Consider the following 18,767-nt stretch of genomic DNA (forward strand, 5'->3'; position numbering starts at 1 on the left):
CTGCGGCAGGCCGAGGGCGCCGGGGTCGGCCGAGGTCAGCGGGCGCATGGCGGCGGCGACGCTCATCAGCCGGTTGCGTACCAGCACCTGGCCGCGGCCGGCCGTGGGGAGCGGCGCGTGGACGACCTCGAAGTGGTCGGTGGTGAGCGGCCCTTGCGGCCGGGGCCGGGCGGCGAGGCGCACCTCGCGATGGGTGGCGGGCAGGGACACGGCGGGCTCCGGGGCGTGAGGTGGCAGGTGGGGACGCCGTGACGCTAACGAGTCCTTGCGGAATGTTCTTCATGTGGCGCGGCGGCCCCGAAGATCGCGCGTTTCGTGGCTGTCGGCGTCCCCTGTTTGCGTCCCCGGATGGCCTGGCGAAGTCGCGGAGGCGGCCTACGGGGCGCACGGTGGTTTGCGGTGGGCTCACCGGCCGAATCTGAAAGGAGCCGGCGGTGGCCGTACAGCGCATCCCGCTCAACATTTTCGGCATGGCCTTCGGCTTGGCCGGTCTCGGCGGCGCTTGGGTGACCGCTGGTCAGGCCGGGCACGTTCCGGTGATCGTCGGAAGAGCCCTGATCGGACTGGCCTCTGCCGTGTGGCTGGTATCGGTGGGGTGGTACCTGCTCTACGTGGGTGGCGGCAAGGGGAGGCTCCGCGCCGATCTGGAGGACCCCGTGGCCAGTCCGTTCGCCTCGCTGGCGCTGATCGCCCCGATGCTGATGGCGTCCCAGGGGCTGGCGCCGTACAGCCCGGCGGCGGGGAGAATCCTGGTGGACGTCTTTCTCGTGCTGACCGTGTTGTTCGGCGGGTGGCTCACCGGACAGTGGATCTGCGGGCACATGGAACTGGACCGGATGCACCCCGGCTACTTCCTGCCCACGGTGGCCGGCGGCCTGGTTTCCTGCGCCAGCGCCGCGAGGGTGGGACAGACCCGGCTGGCCGAGGTCATGTTCGGCTTCGGCGTGATCTGTTGGTTCATCCTCGGTTCGATGATCACGGGAAGGCTGTTCCACCGTCCTCGCCTGCCCGAGCCGCTGCTGCCGACGATGGCGATCGAGGTGGCCCCCGCCGCCATCGCGAGCGTCGCCTACTTCGCACTCGATCAGGGCCGGGTGGACTTCATCGCGGCCGCGCTGGCCGGATACGGACTGCTGACGGTCATTGTCCAGCTCCGGCTGATCCCTCTCTACAGGCGCCTGCGGTTCACGGTCGGCACGTGGGCCTTCACCTTCTCCTGGGCCGTGGTGGCCACCACCACGCTGCACTGGATCGATGCCGGTGGACCGGCGGGCCACCTGGTTTACACCTACCTCGTTCTCGCGGCCATCACCGTCCTCATCGGTGGCATCGCGGCCCGGACCGTCCTGGCCCTGGCCCGTGGCGAACTGCTTCCGTCCTCGTCGCCCGTCTCCGGGGCGAACAGCTCTTGAGCGTCCTGCGAAGAGGGTGGGCCCAGTGGCCGAACGGGCCTTGGCGGCCCGCCGGTCGAACCGGCGGTCGAACCGGCGAGCCGCCAAGGAGGCGGGATCAGGTGAAGTGGATACACCTGACGGTTTTCGCGGGGGTGATGTTCCTCCAGTGGCCGGCGTCAACGCTCCTGTACAGGCCGGTGCACCTGCCCTGCGAGGGCGCGCCCGAGTAGAGGAACACCTTGCCCGTGGTGGTGTTCTTGACCGATCGCATCGTGAAGGCCGCGATCGACACGTCCTTGAGCGGCGCGGGCCGGAGGAACGTCTTGCAGGTGCCCCTCAGATCCTCCTGCGAGCACAGCGTGACGCTGCCCGCCGCGGAAGACCGTGCCTGCGCCGCTTCGGCGACGGGGACGGTGACCAGCCCGGCGGCAAGCGTGGCCACCACAAGGGTCGTTACCTGCTTGAACATGTCGAGACTCCTGTGGGTGAGCGCGTGACCTGCCGACCGGCAGGGACTCATTCCTGAATTCCACCCAGAAGACTTGAAGAACCCCAATATTCGATACTTGCTAAGGAAATGTTCTATGTGTTCGGTATTGGGCGCCGTTTGTAGCGGCGAAGTGCGGCTGCTGTCCGAGAAGGGTCGGCTAGTTACCGGGTTCGCGTTCGCAGCGGTGGTTGAGGCGGCGGCAGCCGGTCAGCCGGGACGTTGGGGGAATCACCCGGGTGTATGCCACCGCCAGCCCTATTGACTAGCTATATTCATCACAGTCAAGATGTGAATAACTCGATCCAGTGGACGTCGAACGGCAGGGAGGCACGGCCCATGTCAGGACCGCGACCCGTACGGGCCCCGCGAGGTACGGAGCTGAGCGCCCGGGGATGGCAGCAGGAGGCCGCCCTGCGGATGCTGCAGAACAACCTCGACCCGGAGGTCGCCGAGCACCCCGACAAGCTCGTCGTCTACGGCGGCACCGGCAAGGCGGCCCGCGACTGGCGTTCGTTCGACGCCATGGTCCGTACGCTGCGCACGCTGAAGCAGGACGAGACGATGCTCGTCCAGTCGGGCCGTCCGGTCGGCGTCATGCAGACCCACGAATGGGCGCCCCGCGTCCTGATCGCCAACTCCAACCTGGTCGGCGACTGGGCGAACTGGGAGGAGTTCCGGCGCCTGGAGGCGCTGGGCCTGACCATGTACGGCCAGATGACCGCGGGCTCGTGGATCTACATCGGCACCCAGGGCATCCTCCAGGGCACCTACGAGACGTTCGCGGCCGTCGCCGAGAAGAAGTTCAACGGGACCCTCGCCGGGACGATCACCCTCACCGCCGGACTCGGCGGCATGGGCGGCGCCCAGCCGCTCGCGGTCACCATGAACGACGGCGTCGCGATCTGTATCGACTGCGACCCGCGCGCCATCGAGCGCCGTATCGAGCACCGCTATCTGGACGTCCGCGCCGACAGCCTCGACCACGCCCTCCAGCTCGCCGTCGAGGCGCGCGACGCCCGCCGCCCGCTGTCCATCGGCGTGCTGGGGAACGCCGCCGAGCTGCTCCCGCGGCTGCTCACGATGGACGCGCCGATCGACATCGTCACCGACCAGACCAGCGCCCACGACCCGCTGGCGTACCTGCCGATCGGGGTCGACTTCGACGAGATGGCGTCGTACGCCGCCGAGAAGCCCGCCGACTTCACCCTGCGGGCGCGCGAGGCGATGGCCCGGCACGTGGAGGCCATGGTCGGCTTCATGGACGCGGGCGCCGAGGTCTTCGACTACGGCAACTCGATCCGCGGCGAGGCCAAGCTCGCGGGCTACGAGCGCGCCTTCGCCTTCCCCGGCTTCGTGCCCGCCTACATCCGGCCGCTGTTCTGCGAGGGCAAGGGCCCGTTCCGCTGGGCGGCGCTGTCCGGGGACCCGAAGGACATCGCGGCCACGGACAAGGCGCTCCTGGACCTCTTCCCGGAGAACGAGTCCCTGGCCCGCTGGATCAAGATGGCGGGGGAGCGGGTCCACTTCCAGGGGCTGCCCGCCCGCATCTGCTGGCTCGGCTACGGCGAGCGCGACAAGGCGGGGGAGCGGTTCAACGAGATGGTGGCCGACGGCACGCTCGCCGCGCCGCTGGCCATCGGCCGCGACCACCTGGACTGCGGCTCGGTGGCCTCCCCGTACCGCGAGACCGAGGCCATGCTCGACGGCTCGGACGCGATCGCCGACTGGCCGCTGCTGAACGCCATGGTCAACGTCGCCTCGGGCGCCTCCTGGGTCTCGATCCACCACGGTGGCGGCGTCGGGATGGGCCGCTCGATCCACGCGGGCCAGGTGACGGTGGCCGACGGCACGCCCCTGGCGGGCGAGAAGATCCGCCGCGTCCTGACGAACGACCCGGGCATGGGCGTGATCCGCCACGTAGACGCAGGCTACGACCGAGCGGACGAGGTAGCGGAGGAACGGAATGTCCGCATCCCCATGAGGGAGACGGGAGAGTGACTGTTGTGGGCAATCGTCCCGCTGGGCGGGACGGGTGGGCACAACCCACCCACGCACCCGCAGCCGCCGTCGAAACCCCGTCGTTCCACGAGATGTGGCGCGACCTCGCCCCCATCGGCCGCCACGCGGAAAGCGGCGGCTACCGCCGCTACGCCTGGACCGGTGCCGACGCCGACTGCCGCGCCTGGTTCCAGGCCCAGGCGGAGACCCGCGGCCTGACCTACGAGCTCGACCGCAACGGCAACCAGTGGGCCTGGCTCGGCGACCCGGAAGCCGGAGACGCCATCGTCACCGGCTCCCACCTGGACTCCGTCCCCGACGGCGGCGCCTTCGACGGCCCCCTCGGCGTCGTCTCGTCCTTCGCCGCCCTCGACGAGCTACGGTCCGGCGGCGCACAGCTCACCAAGCCGCTGGCCATCGTCAACTTCGGCGACGAGGAGGGCGCCCGCTTCGGCCTGGCCTGCGCGGGCTCCCGGCTCACCGCCGGGCAGCTCGACAAGGACCGGGCGCACGCCCTCCGCGACGGGGACGGGATCACGCTGCCCCAGGCCATGGAGCGCGCCGGGTACGACCCGGAGGCCATCGGGCCGGACCCGGAGCGGCTGGCCCGCATCGGCGCCTTCGTGGAGCTGCACATCGAGCAGGGCCGGGCCCTGGCGGACCCGGTCGACGGGACGGACACCCCCGTCGGCGTCGCCTCCGCGATCTGGCCGCACGGCCGCTGGCGGTTCGACTTCCACGGCGAGGCCAACCACGCCGGGACGACCCGGCTCGACGACCGCCGCGATCCCATGCTCACGTACGCGAACACGGTCCTCGCGGCCCGCAAGAAGGCCCGGATCGCCGGAGCACTGGCGACCTTCGGCAAGGTCGGCGTCGAGCCGAACGGGGTGAACGCGATCGCCAGCCTGGTGCGTGGCTGGCTGGACTCGCGGGCGCCCGACGAGGAGACCCTGGCCGCCGTCGTCGGCGAGATCGAGCGCGCGGCGGTCGAGCGCGGACAGCGCGACGGCGTGGACGTCCGGGTCACCCGGGAGTCCTTCACCCCGATCGTCGAATTCGCCCACGACCTGCGTGACCAGCTGTCCGGCCTGCTCGGCGGCGTTCCGGTCCTCCCCACCGGGGCCGGACACGACGCGGGCATTTTGTCCGCGTCGGTTCCGACCGCCATGCTGTTTGTAAGGAACCCCACCGGCGTCTCGCACTCACCCGCGGAGACGGCGGGCGAGGACGACTGCCTCGCCGGTGTGGCCGCGCTCGCGCAGGTACTGGAGGGGTTGGCGTGTCACTGACGGCGCAGACCTACTGGGCGGAGTACGCCTGGCTGGACGGCCAGGTGGTGCCGGACGTGGTCATCGTGGTGGCCACGAACGGGCGGATCAAGGCCGTGCGGCCCGGGAGTCCGGCACAGCATCCGGCCGGTTCCGTGACCCTGCGCGGGCTGACCGTCCCCGGCCTGGCCAACGCCCACAGCCACGCCTTCCACCGGGCCCTGCGCGGCACCGTGCAGGCGGGCGCCTCGGCCCACCCGTCGGACGGCGCCGCCCCGGACTCGTTCTGGACCTGGCGCACGCTGATGTACCAGGTGGCGGACCGGCTCACCCCGGACAGCTACTTCGATCTGGCCCGTGCCGTGTACGCCGAGATGGCCATGGCGGGCATCACCTGCGTCGGCGAGTTCCACTATCTCCACCACGCGCCCGGCGGCAGCCGCTACGCCAACCCCAACGCCATGGGGGAGGCCCTGATCGCCGCCGCGGCCGACGCCGGTATCCGCATCACCCTCCTCGACACCTGCTATCTCTCCTCCGGTTTCGGCGCGGAGCCCGATCAGCATCAGCTCCGCTTCTCGGACGGCACCGCCGAGGCCTGGGCGGAGCGGGTCTCCGCGCTCAAGGGCGACGGCAACACCCGCGTCGGCGCCGCGATCCACTCGGTGCGGGCCGTCCCCGCCGATCAGCTCGCGACCGTCTCCGGCTGGGCCGAGGGGCAGGCGGCGCCCCTCCACGTGCATCTCTCCGAGCAGACCGCCGAGAACGACGCCTGTGTCGAGGCGCACGGCTTCACCCCCGCCCGGCTGCTCGCCGACCACGGGGTGCTGGGCCCGCGCACGACCGCCGTGCACGCGACCCACCTCACCCCCGGCGACATCCGGCTGCTGGGCCACTCGGCGACCGGCGTGTGCATGTGCCCGACCACCGAACGGGACCTCGCCGACGGCATCGGCCCCGCCGCCCAGCTGCACCGGGCGGGCTCACCGCTCTCCCTGGGCAGCGACAGCCACGCCGTGATCGACATCCTCGAAGAGGCCCGCGCCCTGGAGCTGGACGAGCGGCTGCACACCCGCGCCCGCGGCCACTGGACCGCCGCCCAGCTGCTGCGCGCCGCCACCGCCGACGGTCACGCCGCGCTCGGCTGGGGCGCGGACACCGGCCGGATCGAGGTGGGGGCGCTCGCCGACCTCACCACGATCGCGCTGGACTCGGTTCGTACGGCGGGGCCGCCAGCCCGGCTGGGCGCCGAGACGGCGATATTCGCGGCGACCAACGCGGACGTCCGGCACACCGTGGTCGGCGGCCGCCATGTCGTACGGGACGGGGCCCACCAGCTCGTCCCGCGCGTCCCCGAAGCACTGGCCGCGGCCATCGCGGCCCTGCACGGCTGACGACCAGGCCGACCAGGCCGAGCACACCGGCCAGATTGACCACGCCGACCAGGCCGAGCCGGTCGATGAAGGAGAACGCCCCCACCATGACTACCGCCACGGACACGGCCGCGACCCCCACCACGACCGCTCTCATCCACATCTCCAGCCTCGTCACCAACGACCCCTCCCTCGGCGAAGGCCCCCTCGGTCTGATCCAGGACGCGGCGGTCGTCTTCGACGGTGACCGCATCGCCTGGGTCGGTGAAACAAGCAAAGCACCCGCCACCGACAACCGGGTCGACGCGGCGGGCCGGGCCGCCATTCCGGGCTTCGTCGACTCCCACTCCCACCTGGTCTTCGCGGGCGACCGCACCGAGGAGTTCAACGCCCGGATGTCCGGCCGGGCCTACAGCGCGGGCGGCATCCGCACCACCGTGGCCGCCACCCGCGCCGCCTCGAACAACGTGCTCAACGCCAACGTCGCCCGCCATGTGGTGGAGGCCCTGCACCAGGGCACCACCACCCTGGAGATCAAGTCCGGCTACGGCCTCACCTCGGAGGACGAGGCCCGCGCCCTGTCCATCGCCGCCGCCCACACCGACGAGGTGACGTTCCTCGGCGCGCACATCGTCGCCCCCGAGTTCGCGGACGACCCCGCCGCGTACGTCGACCTCGTCACCGGGCCGATGCTCGACATGTGCGCCCCGCACGCCCGCTGGGTCGACGTCTTCTGCGAGCAGGGTGCCTTCGACGGCGACCAGGCGCGCGCCGTCCTCACCGCGGGGAAGGAGCGCGGGCTCATCCCGCGCGTCCACGCCAACCAGCTCTCCTACGGTCCGGGCGTGCGCCTCGCCGTCGAGCTGGGCGCGGCCTCCGCCGACCACTGCACCCATCTCACCGATGCCGACGTGGACGCCCTGGCACAGGGCGACACGGTCGCCACCCTGCTGCCCGGCGCGGAGTTCTCGACCCGCTCGACGTATCCGGACGCGCGGAGGCTGCTGGACGCGGGCGCCACGGTCGCGCTGTCGCCGGACTGCAACCCCGGCTCGTCCTTCACCAGCTCGATGCCGTTCTGTATCGCCCTGGCCGTACGGGAGATGGGGATGACCCCGGACGAGGCGCTCTGGGCGGCCACCGCGGGCGGGGCGCGGGCGCTGCGCCGCGACGACGTGGGGCGGATCGCTCCCGGCGCCAGGGCCGACCTCGCGCTGCTGGACGCGCCCTCCCACGTCCACCTCGCCTACCGCCCCGGCGTACCGCTGGTCTCGGCGGTCTGGCGCGCGGGCACCCTCGTCTGAGGGCGGGCACCCTCGTCTGAGGCCAGGTCAGAACAGCAAGCGGGCGCGAATAAGGACCCGTCCCGGCGAGCGGGGGCGGGCCCTTATCCGTCTGCGGAAGCGTTACTCCTCGATCATCAGGCCCTTGCGGAGCCGACGGAGGGTGCGCGACAGCAGCCGGGAGACGTGCATCTGGGAGATGCCCAGTTCCTCGCCGATCTCCGACTGCGTCAGGTTGGCGACGAAGCGGAGGGAGAGGATCTGCTTGTCCCGGGCGGGCAGATCGGCGATCAGCGGCTTCAGGGACTCGACGTACTCGATGCCTTCGAGCCCGTGGTCCTCGTAACCGATGCGGTCCGCGAGCGCGCCCTCGGAGTCGTCCTCCTCCGGCTGGGCGTCCAGCGAGCTGGCGGTGTACGCGTTGCTCGCGGCCATGCCCTCGACGACCTCGGCGGTGGTGATGTCCAGGCGCGCGGCGAGTTCGCCCACGGTCGGCGCGCGGTCGAGCCGCTGGGCCAGTTCGTCACCGGCCTTGGCCAGGTCCAGCCGCAGCTCCTGCAGCCGCCTGGGGACGCGCACGGACCAACTCGTGTCCCGGAAGAAGCGCTTGATCTCGCCGACGATGGTCGGCATCGCGAAGGTGGGGAACTCGACGCCCCGGCCCGGCTCGAACCGGTCGATGGCCTTGATGAGGCCGATGGTGCCGACCTGGACGATGTCCTCCATCGGCTCGCTGCGGGAGCGGAAGCGGGAGGCGGCGAACTTGACCAGTGCCAGGTTCAGCTCGACCAGGGTGTTCCGTACGTAGGCGTACTCGTGAGTGCCTTCTTCGAGTGCCTCGATGCGCTCGAAGAGCGTCTTCGAAAGGGCCCTCGCATCGACCGGACTTACCGTCTCAAACGACGGGATTTCCGGCAGATCAGACAATTCGGCCAGCTCGTCGAAGGAATAACCGGCGATCGCCTGGGCATCCGCATCAGGGACGAGCTGTTCGGGTACGCGAGTCGACGAGACGGTGGCCCTGGTACTCCAAGACGGGTCGGTACGCGAGTCGTCGAGCTGGGGTGACATAGTCTCCTCCGTCGTTCTCGGCATATGGCTGCCGGATGCCGTGACGTTGCTGCTCCGGTGAGCGGCGCCTCCAAAGCCGGGCCGTGTTCGGATGTGTCCCTACTACGCCTACCCGTATTCACTGGTGCGTGGCAAGTCCACGTTGTCCATATTTGCCGAATTTGCCGAATTTGCCGAACTATGCGAAATGTTCGGCTACCGGAGTACCGGGTAAGGGCGTAAGGTTCGTTGCGCGCAATCGAAAGCAACGAGACGCCAGAAGAGGTGCGCACATGGACCGCGGGATGGTCGGCAGCGCCAGCAAGGGCCGACTCCAGGTCGAGGTTCGGCACCACGGGGCGAGCGCGGTCGTGACACCGACGGGTGAGTTGGATCACCACACCGCCGAGGTGCTGCGAGAGCCGCTGGAGCGGTGCGTGGAAGGGGGTCGCGTGCGGCTGGTGGTGGATTGCTCCCATCTGGAGTTCTGCGATTCCACCGGGCTCAATGTGCTGCTCGGCGCCCGCCTGAAGGCCGAGGCCCAGGGCGGGGCGGTCCACCTGGCCGGGATGCAGCCGGTCGTTGCCCGCGTATTCGAGATCACCGGCGCGGAGGCCGTCTTCACGGTCCATGAATCCCTTGACGCAGCGCTGGTCGAGTGATCTCCGCCACTCCTGTTTCCGGTATGTCGGCGGTGTTTCCTCGCGGCGTTGTCCGCGTCACACGAGCCGTACCGGAGAAGTGGGTGTTCTCACGCTTTGGCCGGGCAGGAGACAGGCTGAAACTGTTGAAGAGATCAGGTAACCCTTGTCCCTGAATCGGTGAATCGGTGAGGTGAAGCGCTGATGAGCACCACCCGGCCGTACCCGCCGGGCGACCGCGGCCCGGACCCGGACGGCCCTGCCGCTTCGGCTGCCCCACCGGCCACTCCCTCCCCTGGGCAGCATCGTCAGCTCCGCAGGCTCCATCTGATCGGAGCCAGCGGCGCCGTGCCGCGCGCCCGGGACTTCACGCGCGAGGCGCTGCGTGACTGGGGTTGGCTTCCGGCCGCGACCGCCGACCAGCGGGCCGCCGCGGAGGATGTGCTGCTCGTCGTCTCGGAGCTGGTCACCAACGCCTGCCTGCACGCCGACGGTCCCGAGGAGCTGCGGGTCAGCTGCAACGCGAAGGTGCTCCGTCTCGAAGTGGTGGACCTCGGCACCGGTACGCCCGCCCCGCGCACCCCGCACCGCGCCGGCCGGCCGGGCGGTCACGGGATGTTCATCGTCCAGCGGCTGTGCCTCGACTGGGGGGTCGTGCGGAACGCGGAGGGCTCCGGCAAGACCGTCTGGGCCGAGCTGGCCGCGCCCGCCTGAAGAGCACGGCCCCGGCCCCTTTCCGCTCGGATGCCGCTCGGATGTTCCCCGCGCGGGCGCTGAGCGGCGATTAGTTCCACGCCGATTCGGCGTGCTCTGTGTCTTCCCTCGGCAAGGTCCCCGGCGTACTGTCGGCGCCCGATCTGATGTGCCGTCAGTTACATTCGGCTGCGGCGCTTGACGAGAGGGGATCTCAGGTGTCCCAACCACAGCGCCGCGCGGCCGGCCGCGGCGGTGCCCTCACGTTGGCCGCGGCCGTGGCCGGTTCGGCGGTACTGCTCACCGCTCCGGCCGCCCACGCGGCCACGGTGGACGTCAACTATCAGTGCAAGACGCCGATCGGCGACAAAAGTGCCGTATCGCCCATCGATATCAAGGGCGTTCCGAGCGGCGGCGGCTACAAGCTCACCATGTCCTTCCAGAAGGGCGTCTCCTCCAGCCCGGTGGAACTGGGCAAGGGGGCCATGCATCCCAGCGCGCTCATCAAACTGGACGGCGCGGAGATCGGCACGGTGCCGGTCTCGGGCCCCGCCAACGACCAGGCCGTCCCCGCCAATACGCCCATCAAGATCAGCACGCTGACGGGCACGTACACCCCCAAGAAGAGCGGAAAGGTCACCTTCACCGCCTCGACCCTCACCATCAAGGCGCTGGGTACGACCACGACCTGCACCCCGGGCAACAGCCCCAAGCCCTCGCTGACCCTGGACGTCACGGCGGCGGGCGGTACCGGCGGCTCCGATTCCACCGGGGGGACGAGCAGCAGTGGCGGCACCAGCACCACCGGCGGCACGGGCAGCACCGGCGGTACGAGCAGTACGGGCGGCACCGGCAGTACGGGCGGCACCGGCAGCACGGGCGGCGGCCAGCTGCCGCAGACCGGGCCCGCCGACTCCGCCATCGCGCTCGGCACCCTCGGCGGCACGGTGCTCCTCACCGGAGCCGCCGGGGCGCTCTGGCTGACCCGCCGCCGGCGGGCCACCCCCTAGAGCCGCGGGCATGCCGCCCCGTACCGGCGCCGCGTTACGCGCGGGCGCCGCCGCACTGGGTCTCGCCGTGGCGCTGCTGGGCACGCCCCCGACGGCCGCCGCTGCCGCCGGGCCAGGCTGGTCGGCGGCGCCCGCGCCTGGCGCGGGGAACGCATCGGACGCCGCCGACCGGCCGTACTTCTACCTGGAGGGGCGGCCCGGAACCGTACTCCAGGACAAGCTGTCGGTCACCAACAAGGACAAGCGCCCCCACACCCTCCGCCTCCGCGGCGAGGGGACCGAGAGGACCGAGGGGGCCAAGGGAGCTGAGGGGCCCGAGGGGGCATGGATCGCGTTCGCCGCACCCACGGTCCGCGTTCCGGCCCGCACCCGCGCCGATGTCCCCTTCACCGTCACCGTCCCGCCCGACGCGGCGCCCGGTGACCGCTCCGGCGCGCTCGTCGTCACCGGCGGCGGCCACCGGACCGGCGTACGGATGCATCTGCGGATCAGCGGAGCCACGCTGTCCGCGCTCTCCGTCGAGGACGTACGGGTCGTACGGACCGGGGACGGCGGCGGGGCGGCCATCCGCTACGCGGTCGTCAACCGCGGCAACACCGAGCTGACGCCACGGCTGGCCGTACGCGCCGACGGCCTCTTCGGCGCGGTGCTGCGCCGGGACGCCCGGACCCTCCCCGTCCAGGTGCCGCCGGGGGAGCGGGTGCGGCTCACCGAGCGCTGGCCGGACGCCCCCGCCCTCGACGCGGTCGACGTGAAGCTCACCGTCACCGCGGGCGGCGGGGCGCACGCGGCGGCCTCCGCCACGTACACCGCCGCCCCCGGGTGGCTGCTCGCCGCCGCGGCGGCGACGGCGCTGGGCACGGCGGGCGGCGGCACCTGGCTGGTCCGCAGACGCAACCGGAGCCGGAGTCAGAGCCGGAGAGGGAGCCGCGGACGAAACCGGATCGGCGGCACCGAGTCAGGAGCGACCACGTGAACGCCGGTACGCACCACCGTCGGTACGCCGGGCTGCTGGCCGCCCTGCTCACCGCGCTCGCCCTCGTCGTACCGTCCCCCGGACCCGCCGCCGCGGCCGACGACACCCCGACCGCGAAGGTGTCCCGGGCGCAGGCGGGCACGGGCGGCACGATCACCGTGAGCGGCACCGGCTGGCGGCCGCGCGCCCTGCTGACCCTGCTCATCTGCGGTCAGAACATGATCGGCGGCACCAACTCCTGCGCCAACGCCGAGGGCAGGGCGGTCACCACCGGAGCGGACGGCACGTTCCGCCGGGAGCTGCCGGTCGCCGAGCCGCCCAAGCCCTGCCCCTGCGTCGTCCATGTCGCGACCGTCACCGGCGGAGCCGCCGCCGCGGACGTGGCGTTCAAGGTCGCCGGGCATCCTGTCGCGCCCCTGCCCGAGCAGCGCACCGGCGGTGAACGGCTCAGTGTGCTCTCCGCGCGGCTCGACGGTTCGAGCGGGCTGCTGACCTGGTTCGGCGCGCCGCCGCAGCGACGGCTCGTCGTCACCGTCGGCAATCTCGGCTCGACTCCGGCCCGCGATCCGGTCTTCCAGGTGGGCACCTCGCATGGCGTCTTCGCCCCCGGCTGGGAGGAGCAGCAGTGGCGGGGCACCGTCCAGCCGGGGAAGAAGGCGCAGGTCAAGCTACCGGTCGAGTTGTCGGCGGGCGCACACGGCGACTATCAGGTGTCGCTGAAGTACGGGCGCAAGGTGCTCGTCGAACAGCCGTGGAACGTGGGGCGGCCCTGGGGCGTCACGTTCTTCTGGATTCTGCTGTGCGTCGTCGTCCCGGCGGCGGTCTTCCGTATCGGCATGGCCGTCGTGGACAAGGTCCGGCCGCGCACACCCCCGGCCACCCCGGCCGACCCGGCTACCCCGGCCGCTCCGGCCACCGCTCCCGCCGCCGCGGCGCGGGGCGGCACCGTCCTGCCCTGGTTCACCCCGGACACGCTGCCGGGGGACCCCACGCACCACCTTTCCGCACCGTCCGAGGAGAACCGACCGAACTCGAAGGGAACGACGTGAGGACGCAACGAAGAGTGAGTGCGGCCGCTGTCGCACTGCTGCTCGGCGGTGCGGGCGTGCTGCTCGGCGCGAACACCGCGTACGGCGCCGAGGTCTCGTACGAGACCGAATGCCTGCCACCGCCCATCTCCGGACTGCCCCCGGTGGAGGGCACCACGACCGTGGACGTGCAGGCCCCGGCGACCGCCAAGGTCGGCGACGAGGTGGAGGTGGTGTGGAAGACGGTCCAGGCCGCCTCCAAGAACCCGCCGATCCTCGATCTGGAGGAGAACACCGTGCTGCCCACCGGCACGCTCACGGTGGGCGGCACGCAGACCGGTGAACTGGCCATGGAGGGGCCGCGGGAGAATCCGGCGATCCCCAAGGACAGCCCGATGATCCTGTCGGACATGAAGGCCAAGCTGAAGCTGACGAAGGCCGGTGAGGTCACGCTGACGCCGGGTGCGTACAACATCAACGTCAGCAAGCCGCTGTCCACCGACACCAAGTGCTCGGCGAAGGAGACCGTGAAGGCGGCCGCCACCATCAAGGTGACGGAGGGCAGCACGTCGGGCGGCACCACCAGCGGAACGACGTCCGGCACCACATCCGGAACCACCTCAGGTACCACGAGCGGAACCACGAGCGGAACCACCAGCGGAACCACCAGCGGCACCACCGCCGGTGGTGGCGGCGGCGATGGCGACTCGTTCACCGGCAAGGAGGTGCAGGTCGAGTACGCCTGCAAGACGCCCATCGGCGACAAGAGCGCGACCTCCCCGGTCCAGATCAACGCCACCAAGAGCGGCGGCAGCTTCGGCCTGACCGTGAAGTTCGGCAAGTCCGTGATGGACAGCCCGGCCGACATCCCCGCGGACTCGGTCAAGCCGTCCATGGCCGTCAAGGTCGGCGGCGCGGACAAGGGCAGCGTCACGGTGCAGGGCCCGACCAACAAGGGGCCCATCAAGTCCGGCGACCCGATCGCGATCCCGGATCTGACCGGCACCTACAAGCCGGGCGCGACCGGCAAGGCGACGCTCACCCCGGGCGTGCTGACGGTCAAGGCGCTCGGTACGACCACCACCTGTACCCCCGCCAAGGACCCCGGCGCCTCGCTGGAGCTGGACACGACGCAGCAGCCCGGCGGCACCTCGGGCTCCACCACGACCTCCGGCGGAACCAACACCTCCGGCTCCACCGGCACCTCGGGCAGCGGCACCAGTGGCACCAGCGGCGGACTCGCCGAGACCGGCTCGAACGACCACGGCGGCCTCACGGCCCTCGGGCTGATCGCCGGTACGACGATCCTGCTCGGCGGCGCGATCTTCACCCTCACCCCGTGGCGCAAGCTGCGCGGCACCCGCTGAACGAGCCCGCTTCGCCCCGCCCCACACACCGTGCGGCGGGGCGAACGCTTTCCCGAACGCGGAGACCGAAATACGCCGCGTTAGCGGGACGTTAGCCCTTCCCCTTTAGCCTGTGGCCTGCCCGAGTGAACCGTGGAGCTTGCCAAGCGCCCCGTCGCTCGCGCTCTCTCTCCCCCCCCCGCAGCTATTCAGGAACTTCATATGGACGCCGTTCGCACCGATCCCGAATCCCCCTCCACTTCTCGCGCTCCGGCTCCGGTGCGGCACCGGCACCGCAAGCCCAAGGCGATGAGCGCGGCCGCCCGCCGCGCCCTCGTCCTGGCCGCGACCGCGCCGGTGGCCGGGGCCGTGCTGGCCGGGCCGTCGTCGGCCTTCGCCGCCGACAAGAGCACCGCCGCGGCCGCCACCGTCCCGGACGCCGCGGTGCCGGTCGACGATGCCGACAGCACGATGGCCGCGAAGCTCGCCGAGCGCGTCAACAACCCGAGCCTGGCAGGCGACGGCACCCTCAGCGGCGTGGTGCTGGACTCCGCCTCGGACAAGGTCATTTGGGGCCACAACGCCTCGACCGCGCTCATGCCCGCCTCCAACGCCAAGCTCGCCACCGCCACCGCCGCCCTGAACGAGCTGGGCCCCGAGGCCCGGTTCACCACCAAGGTCGTCTACAGCAACGGCACCCTCACCCTGATCGGTGACGGCGACCGCACCCTGTCCGGCGACGACCTCGGCGAGATGGCGCAGACGGCCGTCGACGGGCTCAAGGCGGCGGGCGTGACGAACGTGAAGGTCGCCATCGACGACAGCCTCTTCCCGGAGCCCACCATGGCCGAGGGCTGGCGGCCGGACTACTACGACGACCAGATCTCCCCCGTCCGCGCCCTGTCGGTCGACGGCAAGCTCTCCGCCGACACCGCCCTGGACGCCGGGAAGGTCTTCGCGGCGAAGCTCGCCGACCGAGGCGTCACCGTCGACGGCGACGTCACGCGCGGGAAGGCGGGCACCGGCGATGTGCCGGTGGCGCAGAAGCTGTCGCCGACGGTGGCCGAGCTGATCCGCACGATGCTCAAGCACAGCGACAACGACATGGCCGAGACGCTGCTGCGGAAGACGGCCCTCAAGGCGGGACAGCCCGCCACGTTCGAGGGCGGTACGGCGGCCGTACGGCAGGTGCTGGGCGAGCGGTACGGCATCCCGCTCGACAACGTCGTCCTGCACGACGGCAGCGGGCTCTCCCGCGCCACCCGGATTCCGGCCGCCACCATCGCGGCGATCCTGGACAACGCCACCGAGCCCCGCAACCAGTATGTGCTCGGGCCGATCCTGGACGGCCTGCCGGTCGCCGGTGAGGCGGGCAGCACCCTCGGACCGGAATACGCCCGCTTCGACGACCCGAACTCCAAGTGCGCCGTCAACAAGGTGCGGGCGAAGACCGGAACCCTGACCGGCGCGGTCGCGCTGAGCGGGCTGACCCAGGGCAAGGACGGGCGCTGGAAGGTCTTCTCCTTCGTGGAGAACAACTCCACCGCCAAGACGTCCGAGATCACGGACGCCATGGACGGCCTGGCCGCCACGGTCAACGGCTGCTGGGCGTAAGCGACGTCAAAGGGCCCGGGGCCGAACCGACATCGTCGGTCCGGCCCCGGGCCCTTGCGCGCCAGATGGCAGGCAGCAGAGAGCAGACAGCAGACGTCAGTGCACGTCGGCCATGAGCGCCACGACCTTCTTGCGGTACGTGAAGACCGCGAGCCCCGCGAGCGCCGCCGCCGTCGCCTCCAGCGCGATGACGCCCGGACCGCTCAGGTCGACCCCGGCGATGGACAGCAGCCCCGTGACGCAGTCACCGGCGGTCACGGCGAGGAACCACACGCCCATCAGCTGGCTGGCGTACTTCGCGGGCGCCATCTTGGTGGTCACCGACAGGCCGACCGGCGAGAGGCACAGCTCGCCCACGGTCTGGATCAGGTAGATCGACACCAGCCACATGGGGCTGACCTTCGTACCGTCCGAGGCCATCTGCATCGGCAGGACGAAGACGAAGAACGAGGCGCCGATCATGACCAGGCCGAAGGAGAACTTCAGCGTGGTGTTCGGCTCCCGGTCGCGCCGGGCGAGCCACAGCCACAGCCAGGCGAAGACCGGGGCCAGCGCCATGATCAGCATCGGGTTGACCGACTGGAACCACGAGGACGGGAACTCCAGCCCGAAGATCGTGTCCGCGGTCTTGGTCTCGGCGAAGGCGGACATCGTCGAGCCGCCCTGGTCGAAGATCATCCAGAACACGGCGGCGGCCGCGAAGAACCAGATGTAGCCGCTGACCTTGGTCTGCTCGACGGCGTCCAGCTCCCGGTCCCGCTTGATCCGGACCAGTACCGCGATCGGGATGATCAGGCCGAGCAGGGTGATCGGGACCAGCGCCCAGTTGATCGTCCAGCTGCCGCTGAACACCACGCCGGAGTAGAAGACAGCGGCGACGGCCAGCCAGATCAGGCCCTTGCGCAGCCAGGACTTGCGCTCCTCGGCCGCCAGCGGCATCGGCACGGTGCTGCTGGCGGGGCTCAGATGCCGGGTGCCGATCAGGAACTGGACCAGGCCCAGCGCCATGCCGAGCGCCGCGAGCGCGAAGCCCAGGTGCCAGTTGTACGACTGGCCGACGGTGCCGATCACCAGCGGGGCGGCGAAGGCGCCCAGGTTGATGCCGATGTAGAAGATGGTGAACCCGCCGTCGCGGCGCGGGTCCTGCGGCCCGTCGTAGAGCTGGCCGACCATCGTCGAGATGTTGGCCTTGATCAGACCGGAGCCGAGCGCGACCAGGGCGAGGCCGACGAAGAAGGTCGGCTCACCGGGGACGGCGAGCGCCAGATGACCGGCCATCACGATCCCGGACGCCACCACGACGGTCTTGCGCGGCCCCCAGACCCGGTCGCCGAACCAGCCGCCCGGCATGGCCAGCAGATAGACCATGGCCAGGTAGACCGAGTAGATGGCGACCGCGTTGCCCTCGGTCATGCCGAGGCCGCCGCCCTGGCCGCCGTCCTTGGCGTCCGGGCCGCCGGAGATCAGATAGAGGACGAGGAGCGCTCTCATGCCGTAGAAGCTGAAGCGCTCCCACATTTCGATCATGAAGAGCGTGGCCAGTCCGCGAGGGTGGCCGAAGAAGGTCTTGCCACCGCTGGCAGGGGACTCCTGCGCGGTCGCGCCCTTCGACATGCTGGACGCCATGTGGGGGTTCCTTACAGAACTCAGGGGTGCACTGCCGCGCGTATCAACACGCGTAGAAGCGCCCGTGGGGGGCTGACTCCAAAATGTCCGGACCCGGGCATGACAGAGACCTTCGGCGCGTCGAACCCACCAAAGGTCCCGGAGGAGTGCTACAGACGTTGTTTCACCATACGACACGCACTTGACGCTCTTGGGTGAGACATAGCTCACGAGACGGGCGTGCAACCGGTCGTGCTCCCTGCGTCACCACCTGCGCGCCCCGTGCGTGAACTCAAGCGGACTACCATCACCCCATGACCCGAGTTTTGCTCGCCGAGGATGACGCATCGATCTCGGAACCCCTGGCCCGCGCCCTGCGCCGCGAGGGGTACGAGGTGGAGGTGCGGGAGGACGGACCCACCGCGCTCGACGCCGGTCTTAAAGGAGGCGTCGATCTGCTCGTCCTCGACCTCGGGCTGCCCGGGATGGACGGACTGGAGGTCTGTCGCCGCCTGCGTACCGAAGGCCACGGCTTCCCGGTGCTGGTGCTCACCGCCCGCGCCGACGAAGTGGACACCGTGGTCGGCCTGGACGCCGGTGCCGACGACTACGTCACCAAGCCGTTCCGCCTCGCCGAACTGCTCGCCCGCGTCCGGGCCCTGCTGCGCCGCGGCGCCGTCGAGACCCAGGCGCAGGCGCCCGCCACCCACGGGGTGCGCATCGACGTCGAGTCGCACCGCGCGTGGATGGGCGAGGAGGAGCTGCAGCTGACCGCGAAGGAATTCGACCTGCTGCGGGTCCTCGTGCGGGACGCGGGCCGGGTCGTCACCCGCGATCAGCTCATGCGCGAGGTGTGGGACACCACCTGGTGGTCCTCCACCAAGACGCTCGACATGCACATCTCCTGGCTGCGCAAGAAGCTCGGGGACGACGCCGCCAACCCCCGCTATATCGCCACCGTCCGGGGTGTCGGCTTCAGGTTCGAGAAAAGCTGA

At 70.8% G+C, this 18,767-nt stretch carries 16 protein-coding genes and 1 pseudogene; 13 read left to right on the plus strand and 4 right to left on the minus strand.

All coding sequences use genetic code 11. The annotated features are described in order from the left end of the window. Positions 1-210: pseudogene (locus ABZ370_RS03705) on the minus strand (NADP-dependent oxidoreductase); the annotation flags it as partial. A 224-nt stretch (positions 211-434) separates the two neighbouring features. Here ABZ370_RS03705 and ABZ370_RS03710 point away from each other — a divergent pair. Next, complete coding sequence (locus ABZ370_RS03710; protein WP_358615804.1) at positions 435-1,412, plus strand: TDT family transporter; 978 nt, start codon at positions 435-437, stop codon at positions 1,410-1,412. A 97-nt stretch (positions 1,413-1,509) separates the two neighbouring features. Here the strand turns inward: ABZ370_RS03710 and ABZ370_RS03715 are convergent, their stop codons facing one another. Next, positions 1,510-1,863, minus strand: a complete 354-nt coding sequence (locus tag ABZ370_RS03715) for a hypothetical protein (RefSeq protein WP_358615806.1) — start codon at positions 1,861-1,863, stop codon at positions 1,510-1,512. 357 nt (positions 1,864-2,220) lie between these two features. Between ABZ370_RS03715 and hutU the strand changes: the two genes are divergently transcribed. The 4 genes from hutU to hutI all read left to right on the plus strand — a co-directional run bounded on the left by hutU (position 2,221) and on the right by hutI (position 7,830). Further along, positions 2,221-3,882 (plus strand): urocanate hydratase, encoded by a 1,662-nt coding sequence (gene hutU, locus ABZ370_RS03720; protein ID WP_358615808.1) that lies wholly within the window; start codon positions 2,221-2,223, stop codon positions 3,880-3,882. Between the two features lie 92 nt (positions 3,883-3,974). Beyond that, complete coding sequence (locus tag ABZ370_RS03725; RefSeq protein WP_358616088.1) at positions 3,975-5,174, plus strand: allantoate amidohydrolase; 1,200 nt, start codon at positions 3,975-3,977, stop codon at positions 5,172-5,174. Then, positions 5,171-6,547 carry a formimidoylglutamate deiminase gene (locus ABZ370_RS03730; RefSeq protein WP_358616091.1) on the plus strand — a complete coding sequence of 459 codons (1,377 nt, stop codon included), beginning with the start codon at positions 5,171-5,173 and terminating at the stop codon, positions 6,545-6,547. Before ABZ370_RS03725 ends, ABZ370_RS03730 begins: the two co-directional genes overlap by 4 nt. Before the next feature lie 86 nt (positions 6,548-6,633). Further along, complete coding sequence (hutI, locus tag ABZ370_RS03735; RefSeq protein ID WP_358615811.1) at positions 6,634-7,830, plus strand: imidazolonepropionase; 1,197 nt, start codon at positions 6,634-6,636, stop codon at positions 7,828-7,830. Positions 7,831-7,932: 102 nt separating this feature from the next. On the opposite strand, the gene ABZ370_RS03740 is transcribed toward hutI, so the two are convergent. Continuing rightward, positions 7,933-8,880 (minus strand): RNA polymerase sigma factor SigF, encoded by a 948-nt coding sequence (locus ABZ370_RS03740; RefSeq protein WP_358615813.1) that lies wholly within the window; start codon positions 8,878-8,880, stop codon positions 7,933-7,935. 272 nt (positions 8,881-9,152) lie between these two features. On the opposite strand from ABZ370_RS03740, the gene ABZ370_RS03745 reads away from it, so the two are divergent. From ABZ370_RS03745 to dacB, 7 genes are all read left to right on the plus strand, one after another. Continuing rightward, a complete protein-coding gene (locus tag ABZ370_RS03745) occupies positions 9,153-9,521 on the plus strand; it encodes an STAS domain-containing protein (RefSeq protein WP_358615816.1) in 369 nt (122 codons plus the stop codon). A 183-nt stretch (positions 9,522-9,704) separates the two neighbouring features. Then, positions 9,705-10,214, plus strand: coding sequence for an ATP-binding protein (locus tag ABZ370_RS03750; RefSeq protein WP_358615819.1), 510 nt, complete (start codon positions 9,705-9,707; stop codon positions 10,212-10,214). A 197-nt stretch (positions 10,215-10,411) separates the two neighbouring features. After that, positions 10,412-11,203: an LPXTG cell wall anchor domain-containing protein gene (locus ABZ370_RS03755; protein ID WP_358615821.1), complete on the plus strand. Its 792-nt coding sequence runs from the start codon at positions 10,412-10,414 to the stop codon at positions 11,201-11,203. Positions 11,204-11,213: 10 nt separating this feature from the next. Then, on the plus strand, positions 11,214-12,179 hold the full coding sequence (locus tag ABZ370_RS03760) for a hypothetical protein (RefSeq protein WP_358615824.1): 966 nt from the start codon (positions 11,214-11,216) through the stop codon (positions 12,177-12,179). Continuing rightward, the gene (locus ABZ370_RS03765) at positions 12,176-13,228 is read left to right on the plus strand and encodes a neocarzinostatin apoprotein domain-containing protein (protein ID WP_358615826.1); all 1,053 of its coding nucleotides are present in this window, start codon (positions 12,176-12,178) and stop codon (positions 13,226-13,228) included. The genes ABZ370_RS03760 and ABZ370_RS03765 overlap by 4 nt, the downstream gene beginning before the upstream one ends. Before the next feature lie 14 nt (positions 13,229-13,242). Continuing rightward, a complete protein-coding gene (locus ABZ370_RS03770; protein ID WP_358615829.1) occupies positions 13,243-14,574 on the plus strand; it encodes a hypothetical protein in 1,332 nt (443 codons plus the stop codon). A gap of 201 nt (positions 14,575-14,775) precedes the next feature. Then, the gene (dacB, locus tag ABZ370_RS03775; protein WP_358615832.1) at positions 14,776-16,167 is read left to right on the plus strand and encodes a D-alanyl-D-alanine carboxypeptidase/D-alanyl-D-alanine-endopeptidase; all 1,392 of its coding nucleotides are present in this window, start codon (positions 14,776-14,778) and stop codon (positions 16,165-16,167) included. 96 nt (positions 16,168-16,263) lie between these two features. Here the strand turns inward: dacB and ABZ370_RS03780 are convergent, their stop codons facing one another. Beyond that, positions 16,264-17,793, minus strand: a complete 1,530-nt coding sequence (locus tag ABZ370_RS03780) for an oligopeptide:H+ symporter (RefSeq protein ID WP_358615835.1) — start codon at positions 17,791-17,793, stop codon at positions 16,264-16,266. Positions 17,794-18,086: 293 nt separating this feature from the next. On the opposite strand from ABZ370_RS03780, the gene ABZ370_RS03785 reads away from it, so the two are divergent. Next, complete coding sequence (locus tag ABZ370_RS03785; RefSeq protein WP_358615838.1) at positions 18,087-18,767, plus strand: response regulator transcription factor; 681 nt, start codon at positions 18,087-18,089, stop codon at positions 18,765-18,767.

Origin of the sequence: Streptomyces sp. NPDC005962 (genome assembly GCF_040629205.1) — a bacterium.
In the GTDB taxonomy this organism is placed as follows: Bacteria; Actinomycetota; Actinomycetes; order Streptomycetales; family Streptomycetaceae; genus Streptomyces.